Source organism: Pseudactinotalea terrae, from assembly GCF_009733845.1.
GTDB lineage: Bacteria > Actinomycetota > Actinomycetes > Actinomycetales > Beutenbergiaceae > Pseudactinotalea > Pseudactinotalea terrae.
This window is the reverse complement of record NZ_WNXZ01000001.1, coordinates 285,779-301,183: the sequence shown is the minus strand read 5'-3', so window position 1 is coordinate 301,183 and position 15,405 is coordinate 285,779. Positions and strand designations below refer to the sequence as shown.

Below are 15,405 nucleotides of genomic sequence, written 5' to 3'. Positions count from 1 at the left end.
CCGATCGAGTTGCTCCGACGCGCCGTCCGTGCGGACAGCGCTCTTCCGTAGCCATCGATCCCTACCTCTCAAACGACAGAGCAAGGAGACACCCATGAACCACGCCGTTGGCTGGGAGATCTACCCGCAGGGCTCGCAGGATGGCACCACAGGATGGCGCGAAGACAGCGACGGACGCACAGCCATCGTTGACGCCGCCCGCAGCGACGGCACCGCATTTCCGCAGGTACACCCCGGCGTCTTCGACGCCACCGGCGGCTTTCGTTCCCACCGCGTCGAGATCCACTTCGAGACGACCTGGGAACCGGCGCCTACAGTGCTGCACCTCGAGTTCGCCGTCGAACGCGGACCATGCCCGGACCTGGAAGTGGTCCTCGATGACGAGCACCGTGGACTACTTCATCCCACGGTCGAGCGGAATGACCGCACCCGATCCGGCGAACCCGGACCGGTCGCAGGCACCGTCGACCTCGTGGTCGAAATACCCGCAGAGTGGCTTCGTGCAGGGCGACACGTGCTGTCCATCGCCACGGTGCTGGACGAGGCGTCTTCGACGGGCGAGCGCGACGACGCCAGCCACATTCCACTACGAGCGCCGCGCGAGGACCTGCCAGCGGCGCGCGAGCACTACGGCACCTGGTTCGGCTCCTTCATCCGATGGTCCCGCATCGCGCTCACCGCCGCCGAGACCCGCCCGCATGGAGCCCCACGGGCTGATGTGCGCGCCACACCCTTCTTTGTCGAGACTCCCGACGGCGTCCGAGAGCTGATCGACCTGAACCTCACGTGGAGCGCGGGCACCAAAGCGCCTGACGGTCTGGTCATGCATATCGGCGACGCCACGCTCAAGGTCCCGTCCGTGCCCGCCGACCGTGACTTCGGCATGTTCCGATGGCGATTCGTTGCCCCTGAAATGGTCGGGGCAACCAGGGTGGACGTGGAAGGCGGCGGGATCGAGCACACCACCCACGTCACGCCTGCACGACAGTGGACACTGCACCTGATCCCGCACATCCACCTCGATCTCGGATTCACAGATGCGCAGGGCAAGGTACTCGAACTGCACTGCCGCAACATCGATCGCGCCATCGATCGGTTCGAGTCCGATCCGGCGTTCCGATTCCACCTGGACGGCGCGATGATTGCCCAGGAGTATCTCCGCACCAGATCACGCGCTCAGGGCGAACGGATGCTAGCCGCGATCCGCGGCGGCGGGATCTCCGTCAATGCGCTGCACAGCAATCAGCTCACAGGCGTCATGTCTCTCGCCGAGCTGCTGCACTCGGGCGATGCTGCTGCCGGCCTACCGCACTCGGAGGTGACCAGGATGCGGGTCGCGAACCTGACCGACGTGCCAACCGCCACCAGCGCGCTGCCGACCGTGCTGCGCGCACTTGACATCGATGCGTTCGTCAATATGTCGAATCACGGCCGCGCAATCACGGATTCCAGCGATGCGATCCACCTCGCGTCGCCCGTGCGCTGGCGCGGACCCGATGGCAGCGAGGTGCTCGCCTACTTCGCCGACCACTACTCCCAGCTGCGGTTCATCGCAGCGGACCCGCAGGCTGTATCGGCCGCCACCGATGGACTCGACCGGCTGCTGCGCCGGTTCGAGCGGCCCGACTACCTTCCCACGGATCTACCCGTGATCGGCACCCACGCCGACAACGAGGACCTAGCCGACGGGGACACCTCGTTCGTTGTGCGTTGGAACGCACGGTTCGCCTATCCCCGCTTCCGCATCTCCTCGTTTGAGGAGTACTTCGCCCGAGTCGCGTCGCTCGACGACCAGCTCCCGGTCTGGACCGCCGATGAGGGCAGCTACTGGGAGGACGGCGTCGGCTCGGTGACCGCGCTCTTCGCGCTCCACCGCCGGGCGCAGGCTCACGTGCCCGCGGTCGAGACACTCGGCGCCGCACTCGCTGTCCTCGACCCTCGTACCCGAACGAATCGTGCTGAGCTCGACCGTGCCTGGGCCGACCTGGCGATCGGTGCTGAGCACACGTTCACGTGGGCCCGCTCGACCTCACATCCACACGCGTTCCCTGTTGCCGACCAGCTGGGGTGGAAGGCACGTCACATCCAGGGCGCCGAGCGGGTGGCGAGCGACGAGATGCGCCGACAACTCGCGCGGCTCGCTGAGGTAGTCGGTGTGACTGGTCCCGGCTATCTGGCCTACAACCCGCACCCGTGGCCCGCCGATCTCGAAGCCGAGTTGGACGTGATCGAGGGCGTCGACCTGCTCGGTCCCGATGGAGCCGTGCCGCTGGAGGTTCTTAGCAGCTGTCACAGGATGCGACGGTGTCGCATCTCCCTGCCGGCGATGCCCGCTCACTCCTACCGCTACTTTCCGGCAAGCGCCGGTCGCACCACGGTGCCCGGTGGTGAGGGGGCGCAGACCCGCGGTATGGTCGCCGTCGACGTGACAGGACACGACGCGGCGAGCGAAGAGGCACCGCCAGAACAGGCAGTCTCGGTCGGGTTGTTCTCGCCGGTGGAGACCTCTGAGCCGATCTCGTCGTCAACGTGGGACGTGCGTTTGGACCCCTCGTCCACGCTCCCGATCGGGCTCCGACACCTGCCTACGGGCCGGGAGGTGATCGACCCAACAGCCGGGGTCGCCCTCGGCCAGCTTCTTCGAACGGCGCACCCTAACGCGCCGGCGGACGACGGCGTCGCGATGCTGGACGTCGCGGACGTGCACATGCACTCCCGACGAGTGATGGATCTCGTCGAAGACCGCTACGCACAAGACGCCGACGGTTCGATCGCTCGCGAGTCGCCTAAACTCTCCTTCTCCGGGGTCGCGACGACCTTCGACGGGATCCGGCTGCGCTGGCGCGGCGCCGGGGCCAACTTACGTGACGTGCGAGTCGATCTCTTGCTCCGTGACGATGGCAGCGCGGACCTCGACATCGCATTCGTCAAGGCGCCCTGCCATGACGCCGAAGGGATCTACGTGTCGTTCCCGTTCGCTGCTCGCGAGCCGCGAGTCAGATACGACCGGCAACTCGGATGGGTCGATCCCGAACGCGACCACGGACCCGGTGCCTCGAACGAGTGGGCGTCGGCGACCGACGCCGTCGTCGTGAGCGATGAGTCCGGTTCCATCGTCTGGACCCCACTGGATGCGCCGCTGTTCACCGTGGGTGACATCGTTCGGGGTGCCTGGCCCGACCGGTTCAAGCTGGGCGCTGCACACCTGTACTCGTTCGCAATGAACAACTTCTGGCCCTGCAACACGCCGCCCGCCCAGGAAGGAACGGTGCGGCTTCGCTACCGAATCACTGTCACAAACCAAGTCGACGACCTCGGTGCGCATAGGCTCGGCCGTCGCGCACGCGTGGGCGCCCAGATCGCCGAGATCCTCCCCCTAGACCGGTTCCTCCCCGACACAGTGCCCACGTATGCCGAGGGGCGACTACTCGGAGACGTCCCAGAGGGCGTGGACATCCAGCTCGTCCAGCGCGATGACAACGAGTTCACCCTCCTGCTCCAGGAACTCACCGGCGCCGATCGGACGGTGGAGCTCTCCCTGCCGCGCGGGCTGCACACGAGTGAAGGAGCCGCGAATCAGGTCGGCGTGGCCTTGCGATCTCACGGCATTGCAATGCTCGCTCTCGACCGTACGTTCGACTGACGGTCAGCCGTATGGTGCAGGGAGACCTCACGAAGTGTCGCGTCTTCTTGGCGCGACGCAGGCGAACCGACGTGGGACCTTGAGGAAGGTCGTGGGCCGGCCTGCCCGCCCTGAGTCTCCCGGAGGGTCGTTGTTACGGCATCAAACCTGGGGGCTTCCGGGCGGTTCAGAGTAGGTCTGCTGCTGGGTCGACTCGCGGATGATGAGCTGCGAATCTGCTACCGGTGGGATCGACACGGTCTCATCTCCGAGTTCCCGCAACAGCGCGGAGGCGGCGGCGGCCCCGAGGCCGTGCAGGTCTTGGGCGACGGTGGTGATAGTGGGGAATACCCACTCGCCCATGGGTAGGCTGTCGTAGCCGACGATGGCGAGGTCGCGGGGCACCGAGAAGCCAAGCCGTTGGGCCTCGCTCTGCCCGGCGATCGCCATCGTGTCGTTGCCGTAGGCGATTGCGGTCGGTCGGTCGGGGCGGGCGAGTGCCGCGCGGGTCGCCTTCCGTGCGTCGTCTGCGTCGAATGCTGCTGAGACGACTGATGGCGTGGGCCCGCCGGCAGCCTCGATCGCCCGCACGAATTTCTCCCGGCGCTGACCCGTGTGTACGAAGTCGTCTGGGCCGCCGATGTAGAGAATGCGTTGGTGACCTGCCGCGACGAGGTGCTGGGCCAACTGGATGAGTCCGGCCATCGCGTCTTGGGGCTGGACGTGCGTGACCTGCTCCTTGCCCCATGGCTCACCGATAAGCACGAAGGGGATGTCGAGATCGCGGAGTAGCTCGAATCGCGCGTCGCGGATGCGGGACTCGGTCAGGATGAATCCGTCGACCCGGCGGTCGCGGACCAGTTGCCGGTAGACGTCGGCCTCAGCGGTCTGTGAACCGGTCAGGAGGTGAAGTTGCAGGCCGTAGCGCTGGGGTGCCAGCACGGATTCGGCGCCGGCGATGACGACGGCGAAGTAGGCGTCGGCGGTTAGCAGGTCGGGTCCGCGCGAGATGACGAGGCCGACGGACCGTGTGCGGCTGCCGCGCAGTGTGCTGGCGGCGGGTGAAGGTGACCAGCTCAGTGCCTCGGCGGCGCTGAGGATCCGTTCGCGCGTCGCCGGTGCCAGCCCTGTCTTGCCGTTCATGGCCTTCGAGACGGCCGAGCGGGACACGCCGGCGAGTGCCGCGACGTCGTGGATGGTTGTTCGCTGACGCGGTGGCATGTCGACACGTTAGCAGCGGCGTCCACGTGTCGAGAACGTTCCACAGAACCTCTTGTGCTCGTGGTGAATCATGCGGTAGAACGTTCCACATTGGTCTTGTTGCCACCGACTTCATCGGAGATCCCGGATGCACCGAAACGCTGCCAAGCTCCACGCGAACGGCGAGCCACTGACGTGGATCGGCGTGAACTACTGGTCCCGCGCGGGTGGCCCGCGTATGTGGCGGGATTACGACGCTGCAGTCGTGGCTGAGGAGCTGGAGTCGCTCCGAGCTCACGGGATGACGTTGACGCGAAGCTTCTTCTACTGGCCGGACTTCATGCCCACGCCCGAGACTCTCGACGAGACGATGGTGGATCGTTACCGCGACTTCCTCGACCAGCACGCACGGCTAGGCATGGCGACGATCCCGACGTTCCTGGTCGGACACATGTCGGGCCAGAACTGGGACCCGGAGTGGCGCGGCGGCCGGGACCTGTTCGGCGACGTGTGGTTCGTGGCGCGCCAGGCTTGGTACGTGCGCGAGCTCACCGCGCGATTCGCCGATCACCCGGCCGTTGCTGCGTGGCTGCTCACGAACGAGGTTCCCATCTACGGTGACTGGCGTTCGCGTGGAATCGGCACCCTGGACCCGGAGCAGGTCCGCAGCTGGGCGCAGCTGCTCATCGACGCCGTGCGCGCCGGTGGCGGCCGCCAGCCCGTCTCGGTGGGTGATGGCGCGTGGGGGGTGGAGGTCACCGGCAGCGACAACGGGTTCCGTGTGCGGGAGATCGCCGAGCTGGTCGACTTCCTCGGCCCCCACGTGTACCGGATGGAAACCGACCAGGTGCGCCAGAACCTGGGCGCCGCGTTCGTCTGCGAGCTGCTGGATATCGGCGGGCTGCCGGTGATCATGGAGGAATTCGGAGTCACCAGCGACTACGTCAGCGAGGAGCACGCAGCGCACTACTACCGGCAGCTGCTGCACCACACACTGCTCGCCGGAGCAACCGGTTGGCTCGCGTGGAACAACACCGACTACGACGCGCTGGAGGACGTCGAGCCGTACTCACACCACCCGTTCGAGATGCACTTCGGGCTGTTCGACGCCGCAGGGCGCGCCAAGCCGCAAGCATTGGAGGTGCGGGACTTCGCCCGCGAGGTCGAGCGCCTGGACATCGCCCACACCTCGCGCCCGGACGCCGACGTGGCACTGGTCGTCTCGTCCTTCCTGGAGCGGCAGTACCCGTTCACCCAGCCAGAGGACGCCACCGTCGTCTTCGACGTCTGCCGGCAGGCATACGTCGCGGCTCGCGAGGCTGACCTGCGGGTGGGGGTGGCGCGCGAGGCTGACGGGCTGCCGGAGGACTGCCGCCTTTATCTGGTGCCCTCGACGAAGCAGCTGACCGCACCGACATGGACGGCGCTGCGCGGGCTTGCCGAGGCCGGCGCGACGGTCTACTGCTCGTACTTCCAGGGCGCGCACAAGACCCAGCGGGGACCCTGGTGGCCGAACCTGGACGAGACGTTCGGCGTGCGCAAGCAGTCCCGCTACGGCGTGCCGGCACCGATTGCCGACGACGAGCTGCGGATGGTGTTCCGGCGCGACTTCGGCGGCATTGCCGCGGGCGAGGAACTGGTGTTCGCCGTCGCCGGAAACGAGCACGCCCGCGCGTATCTACCCGTAGTGCCCGTGGATGCTGAGGTGATCGCCGAGGACGCCCTTGGCCGTCCCGCGCTGCTGCGTCGACGCACTGGGACCGGCGCGATGGTGCTGTGCACCTTCCCGATCGAGTACATGGCGGCACAGACTCCGTTCGTCAACCCCGAGCCGACCTGGCGCCTGTATGACGCCTTGGCCGCGGAGGCCGCAGCGCGCCCCCCTGTCCGGGTCGAGGACCCGCGCGTGATCGTCGGTGAGCTGGCCCATGAGGACGGTCGCCGCTTCACCTGGTTTATCAGCCAGTCCGACGAAGAGATCAAGGTGGACGTCCACAGCGGCCCGTCGATCCTCGTCGAACCGTCCGGAGCCGTGGTCCGAGGGGTGCGGCTCCGGCCATACGGCGTCCAAGTCTTGGAACGCCGCGCCGTGTGAGAACGAGGAGAGATGCATCTACCAACCCAAGAGGCCGTGACGGGTCCGAATCCAATCTGCACCTCAACCGAAGTGCAAGGAGGCACAGCAGGAAACTACGCAAGATCATCCCGCTCGCGGCGACGGCCGCGCTGCTCATGCGCTCGTCGCGTGCGACAGCGGCGGCGGCAGCAACGGGAACGAGCTCTTGATCCAGTCCGTGTGGACCCGCGGCACAGCCGAGGGCGACGCACTCCAGCGCGTCTTCGACGCCTTCACCGAGCAGACCGGTGTCGCGGTGCGCTGGCTGGACACCGGCCAGTCCGTCAGCGACGTCTAAGAGACGTGCTGATCAACGCAGACGAGGTGGTCGCTGCTGCAAGCCCCGGGCGGGTTCGATCGCAACTGGTGTGGGCCGGGTGACTCGCGGCGCTGTCGGGGCCGTCGGCTTTGTGCTCGCGCGCCCCGCGCGCATCCTCGGGATCGAGCCATTCACCATGGAGCTCATCGCCGGCATCGAGGGCCGGCTCGCGGGCGAGGGGCACTCGCTGCTGCTGTATGTCGTGCCCGACACCGAGGCCGAGATCGCGACGTACCGTCGCTGGGCGGAGGGCCGGCTGGTCGACGCCGTCATCCTCACCAACCTCTCTCGCGACGACGACCGACTGGACGTGCTCGGCGAGATCGGTCTGCCCACCGTCGTGGTCGGCGGCCCGCGGCGCGACCTGCCTTTCACCAACGTGTGGATCGACAACGCGCAGGCGATGCGCGACGCCGTCGCTTACCTCTCAGGGCTGGGCCACACCGACCTGGCGCAGGTGAGCGGCCCAGGAGGAATGGCGCACACCCAGGCCCGCGTCGAGGCGTTCCACGAGCAGTGCGCCTCGCTGGGCCTGACGGGCGCGGTCCTCGAGGCCGACTACACCGAGGAGGGCGGCGCCAGCGCTACCCGCTCGTTGCTCGGACGCGCGGGGCGGCCGTCAGCGATCGTCTACGACAACGACATCATGGCCGTGGCCGGGCTCGGCGTTGCGGCGGAAATGGACGTGGCCGTGCCCACCTCGCTCTCGATCGTCGCCTGGGACGACTCGAACCTGTGCCGTCTGGCCTCGCCACCGCTGACGGTCATGAGCCTGGACGTGCATGGCATTGGCGCGCTCGCCGCCGACTGCGTGCTTAACGTGCTCGCCGGCGGGCCCGCGCTCTCCCACACCGCACCGCGGCCGCACCTCGTGCCACGGGGCTCAACGGCGCAGCCCGGCTGAGCGCTAGGCACGGGATGGCACAGGCTCCGCCCAGCCGGGCGCTCTTGCCGCGGTGACGACCCAGTCCGCGCCCGGTGACATAGGAACAGGGTCGTGCACCGCGGTCGCAGAGAGATACCGCCGCGCGTCCTGTCAAGCGCGAGCGAGAGCGGCCGAGTCAGCCCTAGCAGTCCGGCACTGGCCTGCCAAGGGGAGGAAGCCCGACGCGGTGAGCTTGGCGAGCAGCCACTACCCTTCCCAACCGATCGCCGCGCGCCAACCCCGACCCTCCCACCGCGACCTGACGACCACCACACCTCCTCAGCATGTCCCCGCCCGCTGTGGCGTAACCCCGACCTCCGTGCCGGCACCAGATAGCCTGTACCCCCTGGCCACGGGCCGCTCGCTCCACGGGATGTTTCTATGCCTTGTCAAGCCGCTTAGGCGAGCACCTCGAGCGCGGGGTGGGCGGCCGCTAGGGGCGGAAGATCTACCGTGCGACGTAGCGCTTGAGGCAGCGGCGGGTTTCCTTGGTGGTGTTGCCCTCGGACAGGCGCGGAGTAGGCGCGGGCGCCCGCGTCGGTGCGCGGCCGGGTTAGCACGATGATTTCAGCGCCCGGTTGAGCTAGCTAGCTAGCGGACACCGCCGCGGTTGAAGCGGTGACGGATCGTGTTCGCCGATGACGCGGGGATCGGCGCGGCGCCCGCGATCTGGGCGAAGGCGGCCTCGGTGCGGATCCGACCGGGTGGAACCGAAGCCGCCTCCACTGAGGTTGGCGCCCAATAGCGACTGGGACGGTCCCCTACCGCTACCGTCGACGTCGCCAGCACGCCCGGCTCTGGGGTCGGCGCACGTGTGCCAGTTATGTGCCAGTTTTGCTCTCATGCAGGGTTTGATCGGAGCGCGCCTACTCCAGCAGGGCCAGGGCGGGCACCTGCGAGAGCCTGGCCAGAGGGCCTGGGATCTCAACGATCAGCCCTCGGCCTGAGCCCCTCCGTAGTCCTCGCTGGGCTGCGGTGCGGGTTCGAACTTCCGTTCCGTCACCAGACGAGCGAAACCCCGCCAAACCATAGGATTGGCGGGGTTCCTCTCGTCTCGTGGAGCTAAGGGGATTCGAACCCCTGACCTCTTCCATGCCATGGAAGCGCGCTACCAACTGCGCCATAGCCCCGCAGCCCTTGTTGGGCCTCAACGAGTGTAGACGATGACCGACCCGAACACGAAACTCAGCCGGCGGCACCCACGTTGTGCGCGTGGAGCCGCCAGGGCGGGTGCCCGCTCGTGCTGGGGCGCAGCAACGACCAGTGGCAGTTGCTGAGGCCTGATATGCCGTTCCACCCCCCTGCGTCCTGGCCCAGCAGCGTCGAGATCCCCGCGCCGATAGCAGCACCGTGCGCCACCGTGAGCAACATCTCATCCTCGCCGAGTCGTTCCGCATGCTCGACGACGGCGGCCGCCACCCGTGCACCGACCTCACCCCGGGCCTCGAAGCCGATCCCGTCGGGCTGCCCGCCTCGGCTCCAGATCTCGTAGGCCTCGGGCCACCCGGTCTCGATCTCGGCGTGGTTCAGCCCCTCCCAGGTGCCGAACGCACGCTCGCGCAGCCGCTCGTCGAGCGTGACATCCAGACCCACCAGGTCCGCGACGGCCTCGGCGGTGCGGCGCGCGCGGGTCAGGTCGGAGGAGACGATCGCCGCCGGCCGGAGCTTGGCCAACGCTGCGGCCGCGCGTTCTGCCTGAGCGACCCCGTCGTCGTCCAGATCGATGTCCGCCTGCCCCTGCAGTCGGCGCGCCAGGTTCCAGGGGGTCTGGCCGTGCCGAAGGAGCAGGACGCTGCCTGCGCTCACGCGCGCTCGGCCTCGCCGGCCTGGGCATCGTCGTCGGCCCCGACGGAGCTCGTCACGTCCTCGGGCAGCGGCACCACCGGGCAGTCCTTCCAGAGCCGCTCCAGTGCGTAGAACTCACGGTCCTCGTCGTGCTGCACGTGCACCACGATGTCGCCGTAGTCGAGCAGCACCCAGCGCCCCTCGCCCACACCCTCCTTGCGCAGGGCCTTGACGCCCGCGCCGTGCATCGCCTCTTCGACACCGTCGACGATCGCGCCGACCTGCCGCTCGCTCGAGCCCGAGGTCACCAGAAAGACATCGGTGAGCACCAGGCGCTCGGAGACGTCGAGGGCGATCACCTCACGTGCCTTCTTGTCCGCTGCTGCACGGGCAGCAAGAACCGCCAGCTCGATCGCTCGCTCGTCGGCGCTCACGCAGTACCCACCATCATGTCAACCATCCTCTCGGCCCCACAGGGCTCATCACAGCGGCTACGGCAGCAGCGGCGCCGTCGTCGCCCTGCACCAGCTGCCACACCAGCAGCCCCAGCACGATGCCGATGACCGCCAGCACCAGGATCATGAGGGCCGTCAGCCACATCGGGGTGCGGTGCTCGTCCTCGTCCTCGTCCGGGTCGTCGTGCTCCGGCTCAGGCCGTGGCGCGACCGCAGCGACCACCTCGGTCGGGGGGTCCGGCGTCTGCACGGGCTCCGGAACGGCGGCCATCGGTGCCGCCGGGGTGGGGGGCGGCAGCTCGACCCAGCTCGGACGCGCGTCGAACGGCTCCGGCTCATCGGTCGCGCCCGCGATCACCTGGTCCAGCGAAGGCTCGGGCTCCTGGCTCGGAGCCTCCGCGGGCGTCGCGGCGGTGGCGGCCTCGCCTGCGACTCGACGCGACCGGCGTGTGGTGGGCAGCGGTCCAGCCGATGGCACCGACTCCGCCGGGTCCTGCCGCGAGGGGCTCGCCATCAGGACGCCGGTCACGTCGATGCCGATCGCGTCGTCGACGGCGGTCAGGGACCCGGTGAACGCCGGGTCGTCCCGACGCCGCTGGGGCTCGTCACGCACCACCGGGGTCAGACCGGTGCCGTCCTCAGCGAGACTGCGGATCGCTCCCGTGGTCGCGGGGGGGCGCACCACCGGGCGTCGCACCGGCGGCACCGCCGTGGACGCCGACCGCGCTGCTGCCTCGGGCTTGGTGGGCTCGGGCTCGGCGGGCTCTGGTTCAGCCGTCGCAGCCCCGGGTTTCCCTGCTCCAGGCTGAGCCGGTTCCTGCTCGGCGGGCTCCGGCTTCGTGGGTTCACCGGTCGGCTCGGGCCTCGCGACGCCTCGTGGCGGTGTCGGCTCCGCGGCCGAAGCAGCGGACGCCGCCGAGGCTGCCGACGCCGCGGACGCACCCGACTGACGTTCGCGGAGCTCGCGGAGCTGCCGGCGCGTCAAGCCGGAGGTGTCGGTGTTCTCGAGGTCGACCGGCGGTTCCGGGGTGGGCGAGAGCTCCTGGATGACCTCGTCGTTGATGACGCGGACCTCGCCGGTGGCGTCGATCTCGATCGCGCCGGTCTGCAGCGCGGCTTCACGGGCACGGAGCTCGCGGCGTGTCAGCTGGGCCTGGCGGGCGGCTCGTTCGGCCTCGCGCCGACGGCGGCGCTCACCCACGCTCTCCTCCTCGGTCATACCGGGACACCACCTGTCTGGCGGTCGCGGCCACCGACCGTGTAGGTCTCCGGGTCACGGTAGAGGCCATGCTTGCCGATGTACTGCACCACGCCGTCGGGCACGAGGTACCAGACCGGCTTGTCGGCGACCACCCGGGAGCGGCAATCGGTCGAGGAGATCGCCATCGCCGGGATCTCCAGCAGCGAGTACTCCCCCGCGGGCAGCTCATCGATGTCCATGTCGTGACCAGGTCGCGTCACACCCACGAAGTGGGCGAGCTGCCAGAGCTCGTCGACGTCTTTCCACTGCAGGATCTGGCTGAGCGCGTCGGCGCCGGTGATGAAGAACAGCTCGGCGTGGGGCAGCTGGGCGCGAAGCTCGCGCAGGGTGTCGATCGTGTAGGTGACGCCCGGGCGGTCGATGTCCACGCGGGAGACGGAGAACCGGGGGTTGGATGCCGTGGCGATCACCGCCATCAGGTAACGGTGCTCGGCGACCGTGACCTCACGGTCGGCCTTGAACGGCTGCTCGCCGGTGGGCACGAACAGGACCTCGTCGAGCGAGAACACCGAGGCGACCTCGCTCGCAGCCACGAGGTGCCCGTGGTGGATCGGGTCGAAGGTGCCGCCCATGATCCCGATTCGTGCCGGAGCTGACGAAGCCGCGATCATCGGGCGGTCACCCCGAAGGTGCGGGGGTGGAACATGTCAGCGATCGCGATGCCGCGTGCCCACACTGCGAAAGGCGAACGTGACGATCAGCAGCGAGAGCAGGATGACGATGGCGACGATGCCGTAGCCGATCGGCACCATCTCGCCAAAGCTCTGCCCGCCCTCAGCGGCGAAGCTCACCAGGGAACTCCTCATCGGCGGCAACCTCTTTCATCTCGGGACCCACAGCATTCTGGCACGTGCACCCGGCGGTGCGAGCGTGCACGCCGGTCGGGGTGTGTTGCACGATCAGGGGCGTACGTGCCCGTCCCCCTCGACGACCCACGTCGAGGTGGTCAGCTCGGCCAGCCCCATCGGCCCACGAGCGTGCAGCTTCTGCGTGGAGATGCCGATCTCCGCGCCCAGGCCGAGCTGCCCACCGTCGGTGAAACGGGTGGAGGCGTTGACCATGATCGCGGCCGAGTCGAGCTCGGTGGTGAAACGCCGCACAGCCGTGGTGTCGCGGGTGAGGATCGCCTCGGTGTGACCCGAGCTGTAGGCGCGGATGTGCTCCAACGCCTCGTCGAGATCGCTGACCACCTTGACCGCCAGGTCCAGCGACAGATACTCGGTCTGCCAGTCCGCCTCCTGCGCGGGGACCACCTGCGCGCCCGCCGGCGCGAGCGCCGCAGCAGCCTCATCGGCGTGCAGGACCACGCCTTCTCCGGTGAGCGCGGCGAGCACCGCGGGCAGCACTCGGGGAGCGGCGTCAGCGTGCACCAGCAGCGTCTCGGCCGCGTTGCAGACACCGGTGCGCTGCGTCTTGGAGTTGAGGATGATCGCGACAGCCTGCTCGACGTCGGCACTCGCGTCCACGTAGATGTGGACGTTCCCGACGCCCGTCTCGATGACCGGCACGGTCGAGGTCCGCACCACGGTCTGGATCAGGTCCGCGCCACCCCGCGGCACCAGCACGTCGACGAGACCCCGCGCCTGCATGAGCGCCTGCGCGCCGGGCCGCCCCCAGGCATCGATCGACGCGACCAGGTCGCGAGGGAGCCCGACACGGGCGAGTGCGTCCTGCAGCACCCGCACGATCGCCACGTTGGACTCCGCGGCGGCCGAACCACCCCGCAGCACCACGGCGTTGCCGGACTTCAGCGCAAGGCCAGCTGCATCGACCGTCACGTTCGGCCGGGCCTCGTAGATCATCCCGACGACGCCCATCGGCACCCGGATCTGGCGCACCGTGAGGCCGTTGGGCAGCCGCTCACCACGGATCACCTCACCGACAGGGTCGGGAAGTGCCGCCAGCTCGCGGAGCGCGTCGGCGATCGCGTGCACGCGCCCCGAGTCGAGCCGCAGCCGGTCGACGAGCGACGGCGCCATGCCTGCGGCGCTCTCGCGCTCGCAGTCGATCGCGTTCGCTGCCACGATCTCCGCCTGGTGAGCCACCAGTGCGTCCGCCATCGCGTGCAGGGCGGCATCCTTCGTCGCACGGGTGGCGGTCGCGAGCGAACGAGCCGCCACCTTGGCGCGCCGGGCCACCTCTCGCACCGCCGACTCCACCTCGACGGTGGCGTCCGAGACGTCTGCTGCGGTCATGCTCACCAGTTTACCGACGCCGCTCAGACGCCCACGGCGACCCGGCGGCGAGCCCCGTGGGCTGCGGCCACGCGCTTGCGCGGCGCCACCGGGGCCTGACGCTCGACCGCGCCACGCAAACCGCGCGCGGTGAGCTCCCCGACGAGCTCGGTGACGACGGCGAGGACATCGGTGGGCACCGAGGCGGGGATCACCGTGAAGCCGTCAGCGGCACCGGCGGCGACCCACTCCTGCCACAGCTCGGCGAGCCCCGCCGAGGTGCCCACGAAGGCGAGCAGCGAGGTGTCGGTGCCGCTCTCGCTCTCGTCGTCGAGGATGGCGAGGAGATCCGCCCGAGCGCGTGCGCCCTCGTCGTCGGCCCCGAGCACGGTGCGGACGTCGACCAGCACCCGGATCTCGTCGGCGTCGCGGCCCCAGTCGGCGGCAGCCTGGCGGATCGCCGCGCGAGCAGCGACGGCCTCGTCGAGAGTCGCGACGCGGATGCGGGCGACATCGGCGCGCGCGGCCGCCAGCTCGAGATCCAGCGGCTCGCGCACGGTCACGACCACCTGGGCAGCCCTGGTGCTGACGTCACGGCCGGTGCGGCGGCTGACGCGCGGAGCGGCGAGGGCACCGATGACGCCTTCCACGGCGCGCGCCGAGAGCGGGCGGGAACCGCCCTCCACCTGCCAGGCCGCGCGGCCCGCGGTCGCCTTGTGCACACTGGCGACGGCGCTGGCCACGTGCGCGACGTCGGTCACGCCGAGCGGGACCGACGCGGCCACGGTGAGGTTGCTGGTGTGGCGCCCGAGCCGGGAAGCGGCGAGTGCGCCGTCGAGCCAGTCGTCGCGGCGACGACCGCTGCCGAGCCGGAAGGTGGAGCCGAGGGTGATGAGATCGACGCCGCCCTTGTCGGCGAGCGACGCCAGGCCGGCGAGCCGGCCCATGATGAAGGCCTCCGACTCGCTGTCGCCGGAGCCGGCCCACGAGCGCGGGGCGCCGGTGCCGGAGAGGTCGAGGGCCAGGAAGGAGGAACGGTGGTTCGCGGAAGAGATGGTCACGAGGGTGCCTTTGTGAGCAGGTTCGAAGGACGCTCGGTAGCCGCTCACCGCGTCCTTGTCGTGCCACTCGACGACGACGGGAGGGTTACCTACCGAGGGCGGCAGCCGAAGGGGCGGTGCTGCGGCTCAGATGCCTGCAGCGAACGGCCCGAGGTGCCTGCTGGGTGCTGGTCCGACCGTGGAGGTCAGGCCTTCGTGCACGGACACATGCACATGCAGGCACCCATGTTCGAACGCGTCGTGCGACCGAAACGGAGAACCTTGGCCTGTGCCATGTCCGTGATTCCTTCTCTCTACTCCCGAGAACGGGACCTGTGCGCTTGCTCCGCACCTTGTGGCGCGGAACCAGGTCGTCACCCAGGGCACCCCACCGCATCTGGAGGGTTGCCGGTCAGCTAGCCGGGGCTTGTCACTGACACTCAAGACCTGAGTAGAAGGTAGGTCGCAACTGAGTGAGATGTCAATTACCCGGTTCACATGTCGAGAC

Annotated in this window: 12 protein-coding genes, 1 tRNA gene, 1 pseudogene and 1 riboswitch; of the genes and pseudogenes, 4 read left to right on the top strand and 10 right to left on the bottom strand. The window is 69.0% G+C overall.

Features of this window, described 5'->3' with window-relative positions; translation table 11 throughout:
- Nucleotides 1-28: 28 nt before the first annotated feature.
- Nucleotides 29-3,643 (top strand): glycoside hydrolase family 38 N-terminal domain-containing protein, encoded by a 3,615-nt coding sequence (locus GPA03_RS01425; RefSeq protein ID WP_156250222.1) that lies wholly within the window; start codon nt 29-31, stop codon nt 3,641-3,643.
- Nucleotides 3,644-3,784: 141 nt separating this feature from the next.
- Here the strand turns inward: GPA03_RS01425 and GPA03_RS01420 are convergent, their stop codons facing one another.
- Entirely contained in the window at nt 3,785-4,843 is a 1,059-nt protein-coding gene (locus GPA03_RS01420) for a LacI family DNA-binding transcriptional regulator (protein WP_156250221.1), read from the bottom strand.
- Between the two features lie 127 nt (nt 4,844-4,970).
- Here GPA03_RS01420 and GPA03_RS01415 point away from each other — a divergent pair, with 127 nt between their 5' ends.
- The 3 genes from GPA03_RS01415 to GPA03_RS01410 all read left to right on the top strand — a co-directional run bounded on the left by GPA03_RS01415 (nt 4,971) and on the right by GPA03_RS01410 (nt 8,161).
- Nucleotides 4,971-6,917 (top strand): cellulase family glycosylhydrolase, encoded by a 1,947-nt coding sequence (locus GPA03_RS01415; protein WP_156250220.1) that lies wholly within the window; start codon nt 4,971-4,973, stop codon nt 6,915-6,917.
- Between the two features lie 187 nt (nt 6,918-7,104).
- Nucleotides 7,105-7,236: a hypothetical protein gene (locus tag GPA03_RS22970; RefSeq protein ID WP_277754854.1), complete on the top strand. Its 132-nt coding sequence runs from the start codon at nt 7,105-7,107 to the stop codon at nt 7,234-7,236.
- Between the two features lie 79 nt (nt 7,237-7,315).
- The gene (locus tag GPA03_RS01410) at nt 7,316-8,161 is read left to right on the top strand and encodes a LacI family DNA-binding transcriptional regulator (RefSeq protein ID WP_241681027.1); all 846 of its coding nucleotides are present in this window, start codon (nt 7,316-7,318) and stop codon (nt 8,159-8,161) included.
- 469 nt (nt 8,162-8,630) lie between these two features.
- Here the strand turns inward: GPA03_RS01410 and GPA03_RS23180 are convergent.
- The 9 genes and pseudogenes from GPA03_RS23180 to GPA03_RS01370 form a co-directional block, all read right to left on the bottom strand.
- Nucleotides 8,631-8,884 (bottom strand): annotated as a pseudogene (locus GPA03_RS23180) (IS110 family transposase); the annotation flags it as partial.
- Nucleotides 8,885-9,239: 355 nt separating this feature from the next.
- A tRNA-Ala gene (locus tag GPA03_RS01405) sits at nt 9,240-9,312 on the bottom strand.
- A gap of 55 nt (nt 9,313-9,367) precedes the next feature.
- Complete coding sequence (locus GPA03_RS01400) at nt 9,368-9,988, bottom strand: histidine phosphatase family protein (protein ID WP_156250218.1); 621 nt, start codon at nt 9,986-9,988, stop codon at nt 9,368-9,370.
- Nucleotides 9,985-10,401 (bottom strand): ribosome silencing factor, encoded by a 417-nt coding sequence (rsfS, locus tag GPA03_RS01395; RefSeq protein ID WP_156250217.1) that lies wholly within the window; start codon nt 10,399-10,401, stop codon nt 9,985-9,987. Before rsfS ends, GPA03_RS01400 begins: the two co-directional genes overlap by 4 nt.
- A 13-nt stretch (nt 10,402-10,414) precedes the next feature.
- Nucleotides 10,415-11,641, bottom strand: a complete 1,227-nt coding sequence (locus GPA03_RS01390) for a hypothetical protein (protein ID WP_156250216.1) — start codon at nt 11,639-11,641, stop codon at nt 10,415-10,417.
- Nucleotides 11,638-12,294: a nicotinate-nucleotide adenylyltransferase gene (gene nadD / locus GPA03_RS01385; RefSeq protein WP_156250215.1), complete on the bottom strand. Its 657-nt coding sequence runs from the start codon at nt 12,292-12,294 to the stop codon at nt 11,638-11,640. The genes GPA03_RS01390 and nadD overlap by 4 nt, the downstream gene beginning before the upstream one ends.
- 36 nt (nt 12,295-12,330) lie before the next feature.
- Entirely contained in the window at nt 12,331-12,474 is a 144-nt protein-coding gene (locus tag GPA03_RS01380) for a hypothetical protein (protein WP_156250214.1), read from the bottom strand.
- Nucleotides 12,475-12,582: 108 nt separating this feature from the next.
- Nucleotides 12,583-13,878, bottom strand: a complete 1,296-nt coding sequence (locus tag GPA03_RS01375) for a glutamate-5-semialdehyde dehydrogenase (protein ID WP_156250213.1) — start codon at nt 13,876-13,878, stop codon at nt 12,583-12,585.
- 23 nt (nt 13,879-13,901) lie between these two features.
- Nucleotides 13,902-14,918 carry an LLM class oxidoreductase gene (locus tag GPA03_RS01370; protein ID WP_156250212.1) on the bottom strand — a complete coding sequence of 339 codons (1,017 nt, stop codon included), beginning with the start codon at nt 14,916-14,918 and terminating at the stop codon, nt 13,902-13,904.
- 311 nt (nt 14,919-15,229) lie between these two features.
- Nucleotides 15,230-15,345: riboswitch (SAM riboswitch) on the bottom strand.
- Nucleotides 15,346-15,405: the final 60 nt, after the last annotated feature.